Annotated in this window: 25 protein-coding genes and 1 pseudogene; 15 read left to right on the top strand and 11 right to left on the bottom strand. The window is 58.8% G+C overall.

Annotated features, from left to right (window positions below; all coding sequences use genetic code 11):
* Positions 1-310: 310 nt before the first annotated feature.
* From N7650_RS14990 to N7650_RS14970, 5 genes are all read right to left on the bottom strand, one after another.
* Positions 311-1,549, bottom strand: coding sequence for a tyrosine-type recombinase/integrase (locus N7650_RS14990; RefSeq protein WP_279898884.1), 1,239 nt, complete (start codon positions 1,547-1,549; stop codon positions 311-313).
* 247 nt (positions 1,550-1,796) lie between these two features.
* On the bottom strand, positions 1,797-2,942 hold the full coding sequence (locus N7650_RS14985) for a YaaC family protein (protein ID WP_279898882.1): 1,146 nt from the start codon (positions 2,940-2,942) through the stop codon (positions 1,797-1,799).
* Positions 2,905-4,110, bottom strand: a complete 1,206-nt coding sequence (locus tag N7650_RS14980; protein WP_279898881.1) for a DUF3596 domain-containing protein — start codon at positions 4,108-4,110, stop codon at positions 2,905-2,907. Before N7650_RS14980 ends, N7650_RS14985 begins: the two co-directional genes overlap by 38 nt.
* A 159-nt stretch (positions 4,111-4,269) precedes the next feature.
* Entirely contained in the window at positions 4,270-4,647 is a 378-nt protein-coding gene (locus N7650_RS14975; protein WP_279898880.1) for a hypothetical protein, read from the bottom strand.
* Positions 4,640-4,966 (bottom strand): hypothetical protein, encoded by a 327-nt coding sequence (locus N7650_RS14970; RefSeq protein WP_279898879.1) that lies wholly within the window; start codon positions 4,964-4,966, stop codon positions 4,640-4,642. The genes N7650_RS14975 and N7650_RS14970 overlap by 8 nt, the downstream gene beginning before the upstream one ends.
* A gap of 130 nt (positions 4,967-5,096) precedes the next feature.
* Here N7650_RS14970 and N7650_RS14965 point away from each other — a divergent pair, with 130 nt between their 5' ends.
* Positions 5,097-5,423 carry a hypothetical protein gene (locus tag N7650_RS14965; protein WP_279898878.1) on the top strand — a complete coding sequence of 109 codons (327 nt, stop codon included), beginning with the start codon at positions 5,097-5,099 and terminating at the stop codon, positions 5,421-5,423.
* A 55-nt stretch (positions 5,424-5,478) separates the two neighbouring features.
* Here N7650_RS14965 and N7650_RS14960 read toward each other — a convergent pair whose 3' ends face one another.
* From N7650_RS14960 to N7650_RS14935, 6 genes and pseudogenes are all read right to left on the bottom strand, one after another.
* Positions 5,479-5,667 (bottom strand): hypothetical protein, encoded by a 189-nt coding sequence (locus N7650_RS14960; RefSeq protein WP_279898877.1) that lies wholly within the window; start codon positions 5,665-5,667, stop codon positions 5,479-5,481.
* Between the two features lie 112 nt (positions 5,668-5,779).
* Positions 5,780-5,968, bottom strand: a pseudogene (gene csrA, locus N7650_RS14955) (carbon storage regulator CsrA); the annotation flags it as partial.
* 48 nt (positions 5,969-6,016) lie between these two features.
* Positions 6,017-6,220 carry a hypothetical protein gene (locus N7650_RS14950; protein WP_279898876.1) on the bottom strand — a complete coding sequence of 68 codons (204 nt, stop codon included), beginning with the start codon at positions 6,218-6,220 and terminating at the stop codon, positions 6,017-6,019.
* Positions 6,217-6,654: a TerB family tellurite resistance protein gene (locus tag N7650_RS14945; protein WP_279898875.1), complete on the bottom strand. Its 438-nt coding sequence runs from the start codon at positions 6,652-6,654 to the stop codon at positions 6,217-6,219. The genes N7650_RS14950 and N7650_RS14945 overlap by 4 nt, the downstream gene beginning before the upstream one ends.
* Positions 6,655-6,760: 106 nt before the next feature.
* Positions 6,761-7,141: a LuxR C-terminal-related transcriptional regulator gene (locus N7650_RS14940; RefSeq protein ID WP_279898874.1), complete on the bottom strand. Its 381-nt coding sequence runs from the start codon at positions 7,139-7,141 to the stop codon at positions 6,761-6,763.
* Positions 7,142-7,275: 134 nt separating this feature from the next.
* A complete protein-coding gene (locus N7650_RS14935) occupies positions 7,276-7,989 on the bottom strand; it encodes a helix-turn-helix transcriptional regulator (RefSeq protein ID WP_279898873.1) in 714 nt (237 codons plus the stop codon).
* Between the two features lie 87 nt (positions 7,990-8,076).
* On the opposite strand from N7650_RS14935, the gene N7650_RS27910 reads away from it, so the two are divergent.
* The 14 genes from N7650_RS27910 (at position 8,077) to N7650_RS14865 (ending at position 16,561) form a co-directional block, all read left to right on the top strand.
* Complete coding sequence (locus N7650_RS27910) at positions 8,077-8,397, top strand: Cro/CI family transcriptional regulator (RefSeq protein WP_347815653.1); 321 nt, start codon at positions 8,077-8,079, stop codon at positions 8,395-8,397.
* Between the two features lie 162 nt (positions 8,398-8,559).
* Positions 8,560-9,066 carry a hypothetical protein gene (locus N7650_RS14925; RefSeq protein WP_279898871.1) on the top strand — a complete coding sequence of 169 codons (507 nt, stop codon included), beginning with the start codon at positions 8,560-8,562 and terminating at the stop codon, positions 9,064-9,066.
* Complete coding sequence (locus tag N7650_RS14920; protein ID WP_279898870.1) at positions 9,063-9,311, top strand: hypothetical protein; 249 nt, start codon at positions 9,063-9,065, stop codon at positions 9,309-9,311. The genes N7650_RS14925 and N7650_RS14920 overlap by 4 nt, the downstream gene beginning before the upstream one ends.
* Positions 9,308-9,580, top strand: a complete 273-nt coding sequence (locus N7650_RS14915) for a hypothetical protein (RefSeq protein ID WP_279898869.1) — start codon at positions 9,308-9,310, stop codon at positions 9,578-9,580. Before N7650_RS14920 ends, N7650_RS14915 begins: the two co-directional genes overlap by 4 nt.
* Entirely contained in the window at positions 9,577-10,335 is a 759-nt protein-coding gene (locus N7650_RS14910) for a Rha family transcriptional regulator (RefSeq protein WP_279898867.1), read from the top strand. Before N7650_RS14915 ends, N7650_RS14910 begins: the two co-directional genes overlap by 4 nt.
* Entirely contained in the window at positions 10,332-11,198 is an 867-nt protein-coding gene (locus N7650_RS14905) for a helix-turn-helix domain-containing protein (RefSeq protein WP_279898866.1), read from the top strand. The genes N7650_RS14910 and N7650_RS14905 overlap by 4 nt, the downstream gene beginning before the upstream one ends.
* Complete coding sequence (locus N7650_RS14900; RefSeq protein WP_279898865.1) at positions 11,185-11,991, top strand: hypothetical protein; 807 nt, start codon at positions 11,185-11,187, stop codon at positions 11,989-11,991. Before N7650_RS14905 ends, N7650_RS14900 begins: the two co-directional genes overlap by 14 nt.
* Positions 11,988-12,332 carry a Lar family restriction alleviation protein gene (locus tag N7650_RS14895; protein WP_279898864.1) on the top strand — a complete coding sequence of 115 codons (345 nt, stop codon included), beginning with the start codon at positions 11,988-11,990 and terminating at the stop codon, positions 12,330-12,332. Before N7650_RS14900 ends, N7650_RS14895 begins: the two co-directional genes overlap by 4 nt.
* Complete coding sequence (locus tag N7650_RS14890) at positions 12,329-13,654, top strand: site-specific integrase (RefSeq protein WP_279898863.1); 1,326 nt, start codon at positions 12,329-12,331, stop codon at positions 13,652-13,654. Before N7650_RS14895 ends, N7650_RS14890 begins: the two co-directional genes overlap by 4 nt.
* Entirely contained in the window at positions 13,647-13,934 is a 288-nt protein-coding gene (locus N7650_RS14885) for a hypothetical protein (protein WP_279898861.1), read from the top strand. Before N7650_RS14890 ends, N7650_RS14885 begins: the two co-directional genes overlap by 8 nt.
* Entirely contained in the window at positions 13,931-14,317 is a 387-nt protein-coding gene (locus tag N7650_RS14880) for an antiterminator Q family protein (protein ID WP_279898860.1), read from the top strand. Before N7650_RS14885 ends, N7650_RS14880 begins: the two co-directional genes overlap by 4 nt.
* Before the next feature lie 92 nt (positions 14,318-14,409).
* Positions 14,410-15,012 carry a hypothetical protein gene (locus N7650_RS14875; RefSeq protein ID WP_279898859.1) on the top strand — a complete coding sequence of 201 codons (603 nt, stop codon included), beginning with the start codon at positions 14,410-14,412 and terminating at the stop codon, positions 15,010-15,012.
* 283 nt (positions 15,013-15,295) lie between these two features.
* Positions 15,296-15,805 carry an acyloxyacyl hydrolase gene (locus tag N7650_RS14870; RefSeq protein ID WP_279898858.1) on the top strand — a complete coding sequence of 170 codons (510 nt, stop codon included), beginning with the start codon at positions 15,296-15,298 and terminating at the stop codon, positions 15,803-15,805.
* A gap of 321 nt (positions 15,806-16,126) precedes the next feature.
* On the top strand, positions 16,127-16,561 hold the full coding sequence (locus tag N7650_RS14865; protein ID WP_279898857.1) for a hypothetical protein: 435 nt from the start codon (positions 16,127-16,129) through the stop codon (positions 16,559-16,561).
* Positions 16,562-16,773: the final 212 nt, after the last annotated feature.

Below are 16,773 nucleotides of genomic sequence, written 5' to 3'. Positions count from 1 at the left end.
TGTGGTCCTATCGCAGTCCTCGATTGCTTGTGCCAACTCAGTTCCGTTGAGCTTCAGCATGGCTTTTAGCTGTCGGATAGAGTCTGGCTTGGTGGGTAGCACGCAGCGGCTAGCTTGATGGTGGTTGTGACCTGCCCATGCGACGGCCCTCAGTAGCTCCGTCAAGTTACTTTCTGTGATCCGATAGTTTGTCAGCAGATGCAGGTTGCGTATCAGGCTTGCGTTGGTATCGGCCTTGACCTCAGTCTCGAAGTGTCGGGACCAGTGTCGCCCATCTCTGTATAGAACTGATCCGGCCACGTTACTTTTCCTATGCTCGTTTGAGTTCTACGACATTCCCCGCCGCCAGCTTATCAAGATGGTCGGCGTACCACTGCATCATGGTCTTGCGCTGTTCCAGATAGGTACTCTTGTCGTACACCCCTCGCACCCCGTCCTTCACGTGAGACAACTGGGCCTCGACGTGTTGCGAGTCAAATCCGTGCTCGTTGAGTATGGTGCTGGCGAGATGACGGAATCCATGACCGGTTTGGCGACCTTCGTAGCCCAGTCGGCGGAGTGCCATCAGAAATGCGGTGTTGCTACGTGGCTTGGATGCGTCTCCGCGTCCAGGGAAAAGCAGAGGATAGCCACCGGTGATGTGTTGTAGTTCTTTCAGTAGCTCCAGGGCCTGGCGTGAAAGAGGAACCAAGTGCTCGCGACGTCGTTTCATTCGTTGAGCGGGTATCAGCCAGAGTCCTGCATTGAGGTCGAACTCTGTCCACGATGCTTCCCGTAATTCTGAGGTGCGGCATGCCAGCATCGAGAGGAGTTGTAGGCCGATTCTCAAATCAGAGGCATGTGGGTAAGAGCGCATCGCTCTCAACAACGCTGGCAGCTCATCCGCTGGCACATGTGCATAGTTCTCCACTGGCTTCTTCAGCAGGTACTTGCTTAGGCCTTCGAGAGGATTGTGGGTTGCCCGACCTGTAACGCGCGCGAGGTCATAGACTTCCTTGCACATACCACGCACGCGGCTGGTCTGCTCGACAATGCCTGTCTTCTCCATAGCAAGCAGGAAGTCCATCCATTCCTTTGGCAGAATTTCAGCAAAAGAGCGTCTTCCAAATACAGGGAAAACGTGTTTTTCAAGCGCGCCGATGGTTCGCGTTGCAGTCCCCTCTGTCCAGGTTTTGGACTTGAGTGCGTGCCACTCCCGGGCAAGATGCTCGAAGGTGCTGTTTGCTGCTTCAAGCTCTGCGGCTTTCTTCGCGCGCTTGGTCAGCATCACATCGCCGCCTTGAGCAGTGCTTTCGCGCAGCTCGCGAGCCTTTCGCCGCGCTTGTTCTCCAGTAAGTTGGTGGGCGCCGTTACCGTAGCCGCCAATCCCCATAAACGACCAGGCGCCGCTGGCTTTCTTGTATCGCAACTGCCATGACTTGGTGCCGTTCGGTTTGACGCGGAAATAGAGATTGTCACCGTCAGGCTCTCGATATTCCTTTGCTTCCGGCTCCAGGCTAGCGAGCACGGTATCGGCCATGGGGCGGCGCTTGATTTGATCGCGCTTCATCCTTGTATCCCTCGGTTCAAATTTTTTTAGAGGATACACAGCGGGATACACGAAGAGCAAGAATGTGTGGAAACGCTTGGAGGCATTCAGAAACAAGAAAGCCCGCACAGGGCGGGCTTCTCGGGTCGTTTCCAATCATGCGGGAGCATGTGGAAACATATGTTTGGTGGAACCGGGGGGATTTGAACCCCCGTCCAGGTCGCCATTTACATGGCGTGCAGCACCAAGGCTGGCATAAGGCTGTCATTCACTGAAGGACGATCGCTGGCTTAGCCACGTCCTGCTCTGCGAACTCTGACGCCATCAGATAAAGGAACTGCATTGGTTGGCCAGTGATAAAGTCCTGAATTAGAGGGCCATAAACGTCTTTCGATATCCTAGGAAGTTGGTGTGGCCTGTATCGAGTAATCGACCCCAGGTAGTAAGAAATAGCATAGATGCTTAGTAGTTGAGGTAGGACGTGATCGATCTCTAGTTGCGGACATGCGTATAAGTAGTACTTTCGATAGGGCGGAACAGTTGATACGACGGACCAAACTCTGTCTTTTATGAATTTCGAAAGCTCGTGAATTTTATCGCTCGCATATCCAGTAATGGGGATTGGGCTCTTCATCTCCAAAGTAGTTGAAACTTTATCTGTGACCGGATCTTGCGATACGATTTTAAAATCGGGAGCAAGCCCACTATCTCTTAGCAGTTTTGAGCGAGACATGCCGTGCCTCGTGAGATTCTCGTTTGCTATGATTATTCTTAGCCAGATATTCTTACCCGCAGCGTCCTTCCAATACTGTATTTCCTCAATTGGGAACATTCTTTCATCAGCATTTGACGCAGAACACCATAGCCTGTGGCCACTTACTGTCTGAGGAAGCAGTTTGGTTATTTCGTAGCTGAAGTCAGCCGGCATTCCGGTGCCGGTTACAGCTTTCAAAAACTCATCAAAATTCTGTAGTTCGTTTTTTTTGTTGGGGCTGGTGAATGCTGCTAAGTAAGCATCTATAAGTTCAACGCCCTGATTTGGTAATCTTTCAGACAGCCCATGCTGGGCCTTATCGAAAGTTGTTTGCGTACCTCTGGTCAGGCAAAATGCTTTGACCATATTCATATAGCTGTAATACAGAGATAATGGACGTGACTCTAAAGTTCCCGCTTGATTCGCGGCTTGAAAGAAGTCTTTGGCTTGCTTTAGGCAAGCGGTAGCCTCATCTTTAGCCGCTGCCGGGCACGTTTTGTTGATGCTGCCTTCGATTATGAGCCATGGATCCAGTGCGAATAATGTCGACTGTATTCGATATCTATTTTTATGCGCGTGCACTGTCGGCCAGAACGAGAAGTCGACCTTTCTCTTCCTTGCCTCAATCCTCACGCCCTGTCTTGCTTGCACCAGTCTCATTCTTCAATCCTTTGCTTTGAGCGGAAATGCTCCACATGTTTTCCGCTTTTTTCCCTGCCGTCAAATCAGCGCTCGGCATCCATCTTCCATAAGTTCGCGCAATCATCGTCCAATCGCTATGGCCCATCTGTTTGGCAACCCACATAGGATGCTCTCCCGCCGAGAGCATCATTGAGGCGTAGGTGTGCCTGGTCTGGTATGGGCGTCGGTAGCGTACTCCTGATTTCTTCATCGCCGGGTGCCACATCGTTTTCCTGATGGGCTGGTCGCCGGCCCAGCGATCCAGCGTACGAGGGTTCTGGAACACTTCCTTGTCAGCCAGGAACGTGTGCTCCTTCTGCGCCTTGAGCGCCTCCATCGCCGGCCTGAGCAGCTTCACAGAGCGGCGTCCCGCGGCGGTCTTCGTCACTTCGGCCTCACCACCTGCTGCCTGGGTCATTGCTCGGCTGATCATCACCTCACCCCGCACCCAGTCCACATCACCCCAGTCCAGGGCAACGAGTTCGCTTGTCCGAAGACCAGTCCACAATGCGAACTGCACCATGTTCCTGGCCTGGCCGCTCAGCGCGCCGAGGATGGCCTGCTGTTCCTCTGGCGAGAACGGGTCCACGTCATCGTCACGCGGAGGCGCCTCCTTGCGCGAATAGGTCCAGCCGGCGAGCGGGTTCGTGTCCAGCAGCTCCTCATCCACGGCATCGTTGAGCGCGGATCGGAGGCAGCTTTGGATATTGCTGAGGGTTTTGTTGCTGACCTGCAGCCCGTCTAGCCAGTCGCGGATCGCCTTGCGCTTGAGGTCCACCACTAGGTGGTGACCGAGGGCCGGAACAAGCCGGAGCTCAACGATCTTCCGATAGCCTTCGAAAGTGCTGCTGGAGACGTGCTTCTGCTTCGCGGCGAGCCACCTGGTCAGGAAGCCGCCAACGGTTTCCTGGCTGGATTCTGGTGCGAACTTGGCTGCGCGGGGAGAACCCGGGAACGTGACGGAATAGTCGAACGTTCCTTGGGCAATGGCGTGCTCGATCGCCGCCTTATGCTGCTGGGCCTTCTTCAGGTTAGTGGCGGTGGGCTTGAGCGCGACGCGCTCGCGGCACCGAACGCCCCGGTACATGAACGTGATTTCGATGCTCGAATCGGAGACCGCCCTGACACCACTCCCGCCTCTACCCATGTCTCGTATCCTTCCATATCGATGAGCGTCCGGCCGTCCGGCGCTTTTACCCAGATTTCGCCCAGCCGCCAGATCCCGTCACGGATCTTGGAGCGGATCGCGTCTTCGGTGTAGCCAGACTCGCTGGCGAATTTTCTGACGGTCATGTAGCGCATTGCTCTACCTCGACGCCTGTCGCGTCAGGTTTCGTTTCTCTTGCGAAGCTGACGTGTCAGCTTTTTTTGCCCTGGCTTTGAAGGCTTCGCCCTCCCAGGCGCCCACGCGCCCGCGGATCGTCTCCTGCGGGCGGTACGCTTTCGGTTGTTTCAGGTCGAACAGGCGTTGGCAGGCCAGGAACAGGTCGTGCTCGTCGGCGATCGCCAACAGGCGCTGCCCGTCCTGAGAACCAACCTGAACCCATCCGTCTTTGCGGCGCCCGTGGCCAGATGTCCGGAACAGGCGGTACCTGTTTCGGTGGCCGCTGCTAGGGCTCGATGTCTCCGTGTTGAGATAGAACGCCACTCCGCCGTGGCGGGAGCGCAGCATCGTCTTAGGCACTCGCGGCCTCCTGCAGCTCCTTGATGACCGATTGGATGCCGGCGGCGTAACTTCCAGGCCGCCCAGCAGCCGCGCCGGTGAGTCGCTCTATCACCACGTCTGCTGGGGCGGCGCGGAGCGAGGCGACTATGTCGACCGCCCAATTGCGCCCCTCTAGGAACATGAAGTGGTTGATCGGGCCGGTGATCACCAGGTCCATGCTTTTGGGCTTGGGGGCTGCCGATGGAACAACAACCGCATGCGCGGTCCGGCGTGGTTTGCCGCTACCGGCCAGGCGCTTGCGGGCGTGCTGTAGTGCCATTTCAGCGAGACTGTTCATGGGTTGCCTCATCTGCTGAACTGATAAATCTGTTACGCCAACGACACAGCTTTGACAGCCTGGAGTTGGTCGTATAAACCCTTGTAGTCATACGTCCATTTCGCGTTACAAGAACGGAGGTTTCAAACAAATGCTCAAGCGCGGAGCAAAATTTTGGGAGTGGGCCGACCGGGAGTTGCACAGTCGCTGTCATGATGAAAGGTTGACGGACGGTGAACTGATCGATATTCAATCCCGATTGTCCAGGGACGGGACGACCCAGCTCTTTATCGGGGTGTATCGTGAGGACGGTAGGCTTCTCTTGGAGGAGTACTATCCGGCCAGAGAAGGGCAAACGATTTCCCATGCTCTCGCTTGGGGGGCGGATCGAGCTCGGATGTTCGTCGCGAAAGGATATAAATTGCCGTTGGTGATCGGGAAGGTCTCCGCACGGCCGAAACCTACGGCGTACCTGTGAGTCATGTGGGATCAGCTGGCCCAATAAGCTGTGCAGTTTGATTGCCAACAAGGCGCTACATTGATTGAGCATGACTCACCTCCGACTCAGCTACGGCGCGCAGGCGCAGCGTGATGCCGCACTCGCGCGCCAACTGATTGAGCTTGGCCACGCTGGTGGTGCTGTCCTGTAGTGCCCTGCCGAAGCGCACCAGGCGCTCGCCCAGGTCCTCGAAATCATTGCGGGCTTGGCTAGGCTGCGTCATGACCGCGCTCCTGATCCCATGCCTTCTGTTCCTCGGCCTCGTCAGCCAGCAAATTCCGCCATTCGGCCTCAGTGCGATTGCCGTACAGCGGTTCGTCTGCTGGAACCACCGCTTGGGACTTCGCGGATGGCTTTGGCAGGCCGGCCTGCTTGCGCTGGTGGATTTCCTGACGATCAACTGCAACGCCTGCAGGGGCCTGAACGCCCAAGCGAACCTGGTTGCCCTGGACGCCCAGCACCACGACGGTGATGTTGTCCGCGATCTGGATGGATTCGCCGATGCGGCGGGAGAGGATAAGCATGCTGAACTCCTTGTGGGGATGGGGTGGCGGTGCCCGCCACCCGATGTCTCACTGCGCGGTACGCAGTTCGTTGCGTGGCACCCAGCCGCCTGTGGTTTTCACCATGCAGCCGACGTAGGGGGCAAACTTGGTCTGCCGCTCAGTCTGGAGGCCGTACCATTGGCACTCGCTCCAGTTCACGACAGCGGCGATAGCGATGGCGGAAAGCGCAAGGCCCGCGACCGCACCCAGGCCGATGTGCTTGCGCTTCACGCCTCGATACCGAAGTCTTTCGGGCGCAGGCCCAGCTGCACGCCGACTTCGGCCAACACCTTCAGCTCCTCGGGACTGATCTTCCCGTCACCTTCAGCTACAGTGATCATGTTGACGAACACCTCTTCCGCATCGAGCGGGTTGTTCTTGATGTCCGCGATCTCGCGCATGATGTTCATGCGGCCCAGGCGGAATCCGGCCTGCAGTTGCTCGGTGAACAAGTTCACCGTGGCGGTGATCTCCTGGCCGAAGTGCTCCAGGTTCTTGTTGGCGCGGATCTGGATATCGATCTGAGCCGCTTCGTTCTTGCTGATTTCGCCGTCAGCCGCGGCCACCAGCAGGCAGCCGCCGACGATGGCCTGCATCAGGTCACGGTTTTCCAGCTTCTTGACTGCGCGCTTGGCGCCGAACAGTTTTTTACCGATACCGAACATGGGTGTTTCCTCTTGGTGGTTGAACCTTTCTGCGGGCAAGCCGAAGGCCTGCCGCGGTTGATGGCTTTCGCAAAAATCAGGGGTTGGTCAGATCAAGCGGTTGGCGTCACGCCACCGCCCAGGCGCACTCGGCGCGTCGGTGGATTCGGGTTTCGGCGATCTTGCGCTCGCTACCTCGCCGAATGCGGGTGAAATCATCATCTGCTGCGAGTGAGTGGCCAACAAGGATGGCGCAGAGGGTAACCACCATCGGAGAGATCAGCCCGCGACGCATGGCTTCGGCTACGAGCTGAGCGCGCTTGATGACGCCGAGCTTGGTGCTCGCGGCCAGCAGGCGCTTATCGATAGTGTCTTTGGCTACACCGAATTCGCGTGCAGCTTCCTTGCTGGTTAGGCCGCTGGCCACTGCCATTACGCACTGAAGCTCTCGTTCGGCTAGGCCCATGCCGAGGTTGGCGGTCCAGTTCTCAAAGGTCAGTGCGCTCATGGTTATGCTCCTTGCATTAAAGAATGAGCAAAATATGGGCTTACTCATAAATCATGTCAAGGGGTAAACTCATAAATTTGTTGCGCCAACAAAAAAGCCGGCATTGCGCCGGCTCATTCTGTGGGCGGGGAAGGTCACAGCAATACTGAATACCAAAACACCTTGCCGATGATCACGATATTTTGCTCCAGCATCTGCTGCGCTGAATACTCCTCATCGGGGTGCTCTTCCCGATTGAAGCTCCGCATCCGAACACCGCCTCCTGGTAGGCGATAAAGCGTTTTCACACGCAGTTGGCCATTATGATCGATGGCGTACATCTTCCCATCGATAACCTGGGTTGCGCCTTGGTCAACACCAACGGTACTGCCATCTGGCAGAACTGGATCCATGCTGTTTCCGCTCACGGAGACGCAAACTGCCTCGGTAGGCTGTACGTTCTGGCGCCTGAGGGTCAGCTTTCCGAAGCGCAGCCTTTGGCGGGTGGATGGCTGCACGACAGTTTTGCCCGTGCCAGCGGATAGTTCCACTTCCTTGAGGAACGGCACATACACCTCATCGTCTTCCAGTGGGGTTTCATCGTCCCAAACATCGAGAGGGCCGAGGTATGTCGCATTCGACAGGTCCTGGCGGGGTTGGGCATCCAGCATTTGGCCGGTGCCTTCCTCAAGCCATACCGGGTTGACGCCACAAGCACGGGCAATTCGAGCGCTAAAAGAGGATGCCGCAGACTTTCCTCGTTCGAGGTTCGAGATCGATGTTTGGTCGATGCCTACGCGAGCGGCCAGCTCTGACTGCGTCAGGCGAGCATGCTTGCGAGCTTCTTTGATGCGGTCTTTGTATTCCATGGCGTGATTCTCAAGGGTATTCCCATTCCTTGCAAAAGAGTATTCCCATGAGCTACCTTAGGGGCATGCTCATAAATGGTGAAAAAAATGGGTGAGGTCCTATCGAGGCTCGTCAAGCACTTTGGTACCCAGCAGAAGGCGGCTAAAGCCCTTGGCGTCGATCAAACCACTGTGTCCGGTTGGGTGCGTGGTAAGCATTCGGTATCTCCAAAGGTGGCCGTTCGCATTGAGACTGCAACAGGCGGCATTTTTTCCAAGAGCGAGGTCTGTCCTGACTTTCCTTGGTCGGATCTGATGAGTGCGGAGCACGGCCAGCTCATGGGAACGATCATAGAGGCGAACGGCCAATCGTGTGAGACCAATGAATCTGCTGGGATTCCATCCAGTACCGCGCCTGGTGCGCCATGAGCCAGAGAAATCTTTCGCTTGACCTCGAAAGTGATGGCTCGGCCGTTAAGTTGACTCATTACCTGAACTCTAAAAGCGCTGGTTGCGCTTTCAAGGAAGTGTGACATGCGCCTGCGATCTTTCATTCCGCCGACTCGCCCAGGGTAGGCATCAGCAACCCTCATGGCCGGGGTTGCATATCTGAATTTTGTGGGATGGTGGATTGAAAAAAACACCGCCCACAAAAAACCCGGCTTGCCGGCCGGGTTCTTTAACCAGCTCCTTGCAGGGAGCTTTCGTGAATCTTCGTCACTTGGAGACGATTTCATGCACCCAGAAAATACCACTCACCCATCGCTCCCGCAAGAGACGAGTCGTCAACCGCCGTTAATGGAAACCGTTGCGCACGAGTTTTGCACTCAGGGGGCTCTCAGGTTCTGCACGACTATCTCCGGGGTGCCGTGCAGCGACGCTATCAATTTCGCTAGCGCCATCCTCCATAGCGCATCCCGAGTTTGCGCGGTCCTCATTGATCTCGAGCGAGAAGCCGCCGGCTTGCACGCCGTGATGATCCTGATCGATCAGGCCAAGGCACTGGTTGACTCTGCCGTGCCCGGTATCGAGCAAGCTGAAGACTTCGCACCACAGAGTCAGTCATCCCTGGATCGTGGCGCGGAGGTGCCGGTATGAGCAAATCCATGCACGACTTCAAGTTTCCAGCCGAGGCGATCGCGGAGCGTCTCGCCGTCCTGATGGTTCTTTCGCGTGTTCTGGAAAAAAACATTGCGTTCAGGGATGCCGCCGACGAGGGCGAGCACCCCGCCATGATTGATGGCTACGGCGAGGATGGAATCGTTCGGGCAATCCGGCTCATCGCCAGCGATGCCCACCAGGGATTTTGCAGGCTCGCCACTGATTTGGGGATTCCAGAATGAACCAGCCATCAAGTTCGACCGTTCAGGATCTCGCTGGCAATCAACCGCTGTTCGACTCGGTGTATCGGCTGGTTTGTGATCAAGCCGCAGCCGCCAGGCAGTCGCCGGAGGAGGTGCTAGCCCAGATCATCTATCACGCCAGCTACGAACTCTTCTACAGCGATGATTTCACTCTCGCCCTTGTCCAGGGGGTGGTGGAGGCTGCAGCCCTGACCGTGGCCCGAGAGTACGAGGAAATCGAAGGCCTGAAAGCGGGGGATGCGGCATGAGCCTGATCACCAACACGGCACTCACTATGACCTCGCAGGAGATCGCCGATCTGGTCGGCTCCCGTCACGATGACGTGAAGCGATCTATCGCCCGACTCGCGGGTCGCGGGGTTATTCAACTCCCGCCAATGGCGGAAGTTAGGAATCATCTGGGCCAGGCAGTATCGGTCTACCAGATCTGCAAGCGCGACAGCTTCGTCGTGGTCGCCCAGCTCAGCCCGGAGTTCACTGCTGCCCTGGTGGATCGCTGGCAGGAGTTGGAGGACCAGGCCGGCAGCCTGCCAATCGTTCCGCAGTCCCTGCCCGAAGCCCTTCGCTTGGCTGCCGATCTGGCCGAACAGAAGGCCGCGCTGGCGCTGGAAAACCGCCAGCAGGCCGTGAAGATCGAAACCCTTGAAAACCTCTTCATGACGGGCGAAACGCCCACCCAGTTCTGCAAGCGTCTCAACGGAGTCAATTGCTCCCAGGTGAACAGCTCGCTGCTCAAGCTGGGCTGGCTATTCAACGCCGCGACTGACGAGCGTAGCAAGCCGCGGTACCGGGTAAGCAGTCGGGTTCGCGATCACTACCTGACAGAACACCCCCGCAAGATCGGCGCCGAGGGCGGCGACCCTTTCATCAAATACGACCTCATTCTGCTGCTGGCTGGAGCCCGGCGGCTGCATCAGCTCTATCTGGGCGAAAAGCTCGCCATGAAGGCGAAGTGGGACGGTCGCTTCACGCAACTCAAGTACACCGGAGATTCCGATCAATGAGCACTGTCATCATGAGCGCCTGCTGGCCGCTCCAAGGCATGACTGCTACCCAGAAGGCCGTGCTGATCTCGCTGGCGGATAACGCCAACGACGAGGGCGTGTGCTGGCCATCGGTGGCCAAGGTATCGGTGCGGACTTGCCTTTCCGAGCGAGCAGTGCAGGGCGCCATCAAGTGGTTGTGCTCGGTTCGTTTGTTGTCGGTTCGCGAGCGGGTCGGCCGTTCGACCATGTACACCCTGACCCCCGCAGCATATGCACCCCCGCAGGAGCTGCGCCCCGCAGTAGGTGCGGGCCTACCCCCGCAGGAGGTGCACCCCACCCCCGCAGATCCTGCACCCCACCCCCGCAGCAGCTGCACCCAGAACCGTAATAGAACCATCAGTGAACCCAAAGATGAACCGCCATCTCTTTTGCCGGCCCTAGTCGGGCAGGCCGGTGCGGATGATTTGGAGCATGGCAAGCGAACCCGGCGTAACCAGGATGAGCAGCGCCAAGCGCAATGCCGCGCAATCTGGACTGCCTACGCTGATGCGTACCGGCAGCGCTACGGCACGGAGCCGGTGCGCAACCAGAAGGTCAATTCGCAAATCGTTGACCTCTGGAAGCGTCTGGGTGGCGAGGCGGCGGAAGTGGCCGGGTTCTTCGTCGGCATCAACGACAGCTACCTGATTCGCAACTGTCATGACCTGGGCAGCCTGCTCGCCAAATGCGAGTCGTACCGCACCCAGTGGGCTACCGGGCGGCAGATGAACGCCACGACGGCGCGCCAGATCGAGCAGACCCAAGCCAACCTCAACGCCGGCCTGGAGGCCGCGCAACGGATCATGGATCGCGCCGGGGAGCAGCCCAATGAGTTCCTGTGAACGCATGGCGCCCGACCAGATCGCCCGCCTGGCTCTGGCCATCTGCGCAACCGCTGAGGCGCTGGGTCAGACCATCACCCCCAAAGCGGCGGAGGCGATGGCTGACGATCTTGCGGACTTCGCACCGGGTGTCGTTGCCGAGGCGCTGAAGACCTGTCGGCGCGAGCTCACTGGTCGCCTGACGATGGGTGCAATCATGCAGTGTGTTCGTGCTGCAGATGGTCGGCCCGGGAAGGATGAGGCCTGGGCGATGGCGCTGACGGCCAGCGATGAAAGTGAAACGGTGGTCCTCACTGAGGAAATCCATCAAGCCATGACCGCCGCCAGGCCTGTGCTGGAGCGTGGCGACAAGGTCGGGGCTCGTATGGCCTTCATGAGTGCTTACGAGCGCCTTGTCGCGCATGCGCGGCTCACCGCCACGCAGCCGTCATGGCGGGTATCTCTGGGGTTTGATCCTTGCCGTCGCGTAATTGCAATCGAAACTGCCGTTCGTTCGCGCTTGATCGGTGCCGACGTGGGCCAGCAGTACCTGGCTGATCTGCAAGTGACGCCCATCACTCAGGATGGACAAGCCATTGCCGGCTTACTGACTGGGGAGACAGTCCAGGCGACCGCCAAGGTGCGGGAGAAGCTCGCCGGTATCCGTGCGCTTCTTGAGCAGGGCACTGCTCGGCGCGATCGTCTGGCGCGGAAAAAGGGGCAGCGGGATCGGGTGAACACCTACCTGCTCAAGCGTCGAGCTCGGCAGGCCATCGCCGATGCCGTCGCGTCTGACAAGGGGAAAGGCCAATGATCGAGCCAATCAAAATGGCGCCCTGCCCATTCTGCGAGGGGCCGCCTTGCATGGAGGCCCGCGACGAACATGGGGCCGAGATCTTCGAGGGTCACCAGTTCGATGCCGACGACGAACATCCGTGCTTCTCGGCGCACGTCTGGTGCCATGACTGCGGCGCCCGGGGGCCGAACATCGAAACGCTGACCTTGGGCTGCTTCGAGCAGATGTATGACCTGCAGGTGGCGGACGTCATGCGCATCGCCGTGGAGCGCTGGAACGATCGCCACGCCAAGGCCCGCGCTTGCTACGACGCCGGCGAACGGGAAGGCCTGAACCTATGGCCAAGGGGTGACCAATGAGCGACCCGAAAACGCTGACCTTGACCATCAGCGACGCCGAGATCCGCCGGCACGCCACCGGGGTCGTTCGCCAGCTTCGTGACACCCGCCACCGGGAATTGCGCTTTCGCTACGGCAAGGACCGCACACGCGGCTCCTGGCATGTGGTGGTGGGCGAAGCCTGGGGCAAGGCCGGCAGCTTCCCGGGGATCAACAGCAAGACCATGATCGCGGCCCTGCCGGAGATCCTGGCGCGGCGCAGCATCGATGCCAAGGCCAAGTCCACCACCACCAGCTGGAGCACGGTGGGCGAGCTGCTGGCGTGGTACATGGACCGCATGACCCGGGACCGCGGGCTATCTGCCAAGCGCAAGGCCAGCGCCAAGTCGGCCTTGGCCTGCCACCTGGTGCCTCGTCTGGCCGACCTGCCGCTGGCCGATGTCAGCAAGCAGGAGCTGGACCGGCGACTGATGTGGCCGCTGCAGGAGCGCTTCGCCCTGTCGTTCGTCCGCTCGGTCTATGGCGTGCTGGCCTTGGCCTTCCGGCAGGCCGCGCGGCTGGAGATGATCCCGGTGAGCCCGATGGCGGGCCTGAAGTTCACCGACTTCGTGCGCACCAGGATCAGGCCCAAGGCGGCGCGCCTGCACGGTGACGACCTGCCGGACCTGCTGCCCCGGCTCGCGGAGCAGTTCAACACCGAACCGGCCACGGTGATGCTGGCGGCGATGATGCTGTGCCACGGCACTCGCCTGGGGGAAACCCGCCTGGCCCGCTGGAAGAACTTCAACCTCGATCAGCGGCGGTGGTTCATCCCGGCGGCGGACACCAAGACCAAGGCCGAGCACACGCTGCCGCTGACTGAACAGGTGCTGGCGCTGCTGCGCCGGTACCGCGATCAGCAGGCCTGTGCGGGCTACACCGGCCCCTTCCTGTTCCCCGGCGGACGCAATGCCGCCCTGGGCCCGACCAAGGCCAGCACGATGTTCGCCAGCCTGGCCCAAGGCGAATGGTCCAGCCACGACCTGAGGAAGGTGGCGCGCACGGCCTGGACCGACCTCGGCGTCGATTACATGGTCGGCGAGCTGCTGCTGAACCACGCCATGAAGGACCTGGACGCCACCTACATCCACACGACCGCCGAAGCCCTCAAGCGCGAGGCCCTGGAGAAGTGGCACCAGCACCTGGATCAGCAGGGTTTCGCTGCACTGCACACCGGGACATTCCCGGGACCGAAAAACACCACTGACGCGGGCCAGCCCTTGAACGGCGTGGCTTGCAGCACCTTAAAGAATCCATCCCAAGGGAGGACACGCAATGACGAAAGAGGAGATGGCCATGAGTAACGTCACCGCGGCCCAGCCCCGCAAGAACCTGACCCCGGTCGAGCGCCAGTTCCTGAAACAGGGCAACCGTGCGCTGCTGGACCAGACCAACGGCCGCATCGCTGCCGCTGCGCTGATGGACATCGTGGCTGACTGGCACGGCTCCCGCGCCAACCAGGGTTTCGAGCAATTCGCCAAGGCCTGGATCATCCAGGGCGGGGCCAAGAACAAGGTCGCCTACAAGCTCCTGTGCGAGCTGTTTGGCCTGGACACCGATCCGACGCCCCGGAGGGCTGCATGAAGAAACGCACCTACGTTGACAAGCCGCTGGGCGATACCGAGTACCTGCTCGAGCAGTGGGGCTGGTGGCGGATGGATGGGATGGGTGTGCCGGGGTACGTCTCGCAGATGGCTGCGGTCATGAGCCAGCGCAACCCCATCGCGACCACCAAGAGCTACACCATCAAGGATGAGGTCGCGGAGCTGGTGGACGGCACCCTAGCCAAGCTGATCAAGCGAGATCAGCAGATGGGAGACTTCGTGTGGTTCTACTTCGGAGCCAAGTGGCCCGCCAATCGAATCGGTCGAGAAAATCGCGTGTCCGAGCGGAAAGCCTTCGAGCTCATTAAGGCGGGAGTGGCCTGGATAGACGGCGCCCTTGAGGGGGAGCGCCGGTCAGTCTAAGCGGTCGCGTAGACTATCGTAACACTGAGCTAGTGATTGACTAGTATTTTCTTAGTGTTACGATAGCTTTACTTTCTGAGGAGGGCTCTGCAATGTCGCCACAGGTTGCTGATGTAGGAAAAATTCCATGCGTTGTGGTTTTCACGAACCGTGGTAAGGATCGGCTAAGGCTCGAGGGGGGCAGCCAGTCTTGGCGTATGGATGCTTCACGGGCATCAAAGTGCGAATATGTGGTGTGCGTCCAAAACCGAAATGGAAGTTGGGGACAGCCCAGCGCGCCGCACAAAAATGCATTCTTGATTGGCAAAATCGACAGGATCGTTCCCTCGAGAGAGAGCCCGGATCGCCAAAAAATCGAGTTCTCATCTTCAGCTGAGATATCAGTGCCGGATATGTGGGATGGAAACCGTAATCCGGTTGCCTACATGACCCTAGGGGATTTTGGGATTAAGACTCGAAAAGACTTCGAGAGCCTTGTCTTCGCGAATTTCCTCAGCCCGCACACATTTTTCAACATCACCCCAGAGGCTTGTGGAGATGAGTACCAGGCAGCAGAAGGAGCGGCAGAGATTGCTGAACAGCCAGCAGAGGAGGTTGATGCGCCGCGGTCGCTCTCAATTGAAGAAGCTAAAAGGGGATTGGCCCAGCGGTTCGGTGTCTCTGAATCGCAGATTGAAATTGTGATCCGTGCTTAAAAAGCTTTCCGTACGGATAAACACCTGTTTTCATAGCAGCATGTCCAGCTTGCAAGCAACACGACACAGAGAAACCCCGGCCCTCGAGTCGGGGCTTTTGTTGCTCGTAGGAAAGCGCATGCGGTTGTCTACCACCGGTATTTCCAGCATCTTCGCCGCTGATCGCCATAACAGCCAAACTTCGCGGTATAGATGCCAAAAAAGTGGGTTCAAGGTGCTGAACGTTTTGATCTCGCTTTGCGTCTGATAGCTTGCTAACAAACAACCATGGAAGACCGTGATCATGAAAACATTTGTCGCTGCGGCGATGTTCAGCCTCATTGCCGTCTCAGCTGGCGCGGCCGAACTCTCTGGCGCCATCGGCGCAACTGGCCAAGGTGGCATCACTGCCCGCGTCGGCCTTGGCTTCAACTGGGACAATACCTGGCTCGAGTCGAGCACCGGACGCCTAACTGGCTACTGGGACGCAGGTTACACCTACTGGGAAGCAGGCGATGCTTCTGGTGGTGCGCATTCGCTGTCCTTCTCCCCGGTCTTTGTTTATGAATTCGGCAGCGGCAACGTGAAACCATTCGTTGAAGCGGGCGTCGGCGGGGCGGTGTTCTCCGGCACATCAGCAGGCGATCAGGAGTTCGGTTCGGGGTTCAACTTCGAAGACCGGATCGGTGCAGGCCTGAAGATCGGGGAGACCCAGAAGGTGGGCATCCGAGCCATTCACTATTCCAACGCTGGTATCAAGCAGCCGAACGACGGCATCGAGTCGTACTCGCTCTTCTACAGTCACCAGATTTAACTATTTTCTGCGTTGCTCCCCTTGCCCACCCTGTGTGGGCTTTTTATGCAGATGACCCGCCCAAGCAGCTGGGCTAAGTCGGTAGTGGCGTCGATCAAAGCCGTGCGCTCCCTGATCGGCTACGCGATGAGAGTCTGGGGTACGTGACCCAGCGATCCAGACCACCAAGCCGGGGTTGCACCGGCCATCCGCACCTATTCAAGCCTCGGCATTTGCCGGGGCTTTTTCGTTTTCGGCGTCCATGCCTGTCTCCTTGCTCCGAGCGGATGACAGAGCACTGGGCGCCGAAGCCAATTCCTCGCCGAGATCCTTGAGGCGCGTATGAGATCACTGCCTATGTCTGAGCCGGGACCGCTCACCGCCGCCGGCGGGATTGCACTTTATAAACTGGGAGCCTTTGGCTTCGTGGCCGTGTTGGCCGCCGTTGTCGTCATGGCGATGACGCTGCCCAAGACCATGCGCGAGTTCGTCGTGGCGATGATCAGCACAACCGTCTCCAGCATCTGCGGCGGCGCCTTCGTGGTGCGATGGCTGGGCATTGGCGATTGGGCCAACGACGATGTTGGTCTGATCGCTATCGGTGGCGTGATATTCGTCTGCGGCTTGCCGGCTTGGGTTCTGGTGCGTGCCTGGTTCAAGTGGGCCGAGAAGCGCCGCGACCAGGACCTGGGCGAGCTGGCCCAGGGGATCGCCGAGATTCGTCGCGACCTGGGGCTGTCTGACTCGACCCTTCCCAAGCAGGACAGCGGCCAGTGAGCGGCGTCGGAAGGCCCCACGACGTGGGCTGCGGCTCCGGGCGGCAGGTGGCCCAGGCGCCCCAGGCCGGCCCCGGTCCGGGTCCTTCTGGCCCGAAAATCTGACTCTACGGTCGGCAGGCCCGCGCAGCTCGCAAATTTTTCGGTTCTCGAAGATGCGCGCCCTTTGTCCACCTTTTTTGTTCGTTTTTTGAACAATTGGCCTCGTTAAGT

The sequence above is a fragment of the Pseudomonas sp. GD04058 genome (assembly GCF_029836855.1).
Classification (GTDB): domain Bacteria; phylum Pseudomonadota; class Gammaproteobacteria; order Pseudomonadales; family Pseudomonadaceae; genus Aquipseudomonas; species Aquipseudomonas bharatica.
This window is presented reverse-complemented; position numbering and strand designations above follow the sequence as displayed.

Excerpts from the sequence above, each read along its gene's own strand:
- N7650_RS14990 (WP_279898884.1), bottom strand. The coding sequence starts at position 1,549 with ATGAAGCGCGATCAAATCAAGCGCCGCCCCATGGCCGATACCGTGCTC.
- N7650_RS14985 (WP_279898882.1), bottom strand. The coding sequence starts at position 2,942 with ATGAGACTGGTGCAAGCAAGACAGGGCGTGAGGATTGAGGCAAGGAAG.
- N7650_RS14980 (WP_279898881.1), bottom strand. The coding sequence starts at position 4,110 with ATGGGTAGAGGCGGGAGTGGTGTCAGGGCGGTCTCCGATTCGAGCATC.
- N7650_RS14970 (WP_279898879.1), bottom strand. The coding sequence starts at position 4,966 with ATGAACAGTCTCGCTGAAATGGCACTACAGCACGCCCGCAAGCGCCTG.
- N7650_RS14965 (WP_279898878.1), top strand. The coding sequence starts at position 5,097 with ATGCTCAAGCGCGGAGCAAAATTTTGGGAGTGGGCCGACCGGGAGTTG.
- N7650_RS14960 (WP_279898877.1), bottom strand. The coding sequence starts at position 5,667 with ATGACGCAGCCTAGCCAAGCCCGCAATGATTTCGAGGACCTGGGCGAG.
- N7650_RS14945 (WP_279898875.1), bottom strand. The coding sequence starts at position 6,654 with ATGTTCGGTATCGGTAAAAAACTGTTCGGCGCCAAGCGCGCAGTCAAG.
- N7650_RS14940 (WP_279898874.1), bottom strand. The coding sequence starts at position 7,141 with ATGAGCGCACTGACCTTTGAGAACTGGACCGCCAACCTCGGCATGGGC.
- N7650_RS14935 (WP_279898873.1), bottom strand. The coding sequence starts at position 7,989 with ATGGAATACAAAGACCGCATCAAAGAAGCTCGCAAGCATGCTCGCCTG.
- N7650_RS27910 (WP_347815653.1), top strand. The coding sequence starts at position 8,077 with ATGGGTGAGGTCCTATCGAGGCTCGTCAAGCACTTTGGTACCCAGCAG.
- N7650_RS14925 (WP_279898871.1), top strand. The coding sequence starts at position 8,560 with ATGGCCGGGGTTGCATATCTGAATTTTGTGGGATGGTGGATTGAAAAA.
- N7650_RS14920 (WP_279898870.1), top strand. The coding sequence starts at position 9,063 with ATGAGCAAATCCATGCACGACTTCAAGTTTCCAGCCGAGGCGATCGCG.
- N7650_RS14915 (WP_279898869.1), top strand. The coding sequence starts at position 9,308 with ATGAACCAGCCATCAAGTTCGACCGTTCAGGATCTCGCTGGCAATCAA.
- N7650_RS14910 (WP_279898867.1), top strand. The coding sequence starts at position 9,577 with ATGAGCCTGATCACCAACACGGCACTCACTATGACCTCGCAGGAGATC.
- N7650_RS14905 (WP_279898866.1), top strand. The coding sequence starts at position 10,332 with ATGAGCACTGTCATCATGAGCGCCTGCTGGCCGCTCCAAGGCATGACT.
- N7650_RS14900 (WP_279898865.1), top strand. The coding sequence starts at position 11,185 with ATGAGTTCCTGTGAACGCATGGCGCCCGACCAGATCGCCCGCCTGGCT.
- N7650_RS14895 (WP_279898864.1), top strand. The coding sequence starts at position 11,988 with ATGATCGAGCCAATCAAAATGGCGCCCTGCCCATTCTGCGAGGGGCCG.
- N7650_RS14890 (WP_279898863.1), top strand. The coding sequence starts at position 12,329 with ATGAGCGACCCGAAAACGCTGACCTTGACCATCAGCGACGCCGAGATC.
- N7650_RS14885 (WP_279898861.1), top strand. The coding sequence starts at position 13,647 with ATGAGTAACGTCACCGCGGCCCAGCCCCGCAAGAACCTGACCCCGGTC.
- N7650_RS14880 (WP_279898860.1), top strand. The coding sequence starts at position 13,931 with ATGAAGAAACGCACCTACGTTGACAAGCCGCTGGGCGATACCGAGTAC.
- N7650_RS14875 (WP_279898859.1), top strand. The coding sequence starts at position 14,410 with ATGTCGCCACAGGTTGCTGATGTAGGAAAAATTCCATGCGTTGTGGTT.
- N7650_RS14870 (WP_279898858.1), top strand. The coding sequence starts at position 15,296 with ATGAAAACATTTGTCGCTGCGGCGATGTTCAGCCTCATTGCCGTCTCA.
- N7650_RS14865 (WP_279898857.1), top strand. The coding sequence starts at position 16,127 with ATGAGATCACTGCCTATGTCTGAGCCGGGACCGCTCACCGCCGCCGGC.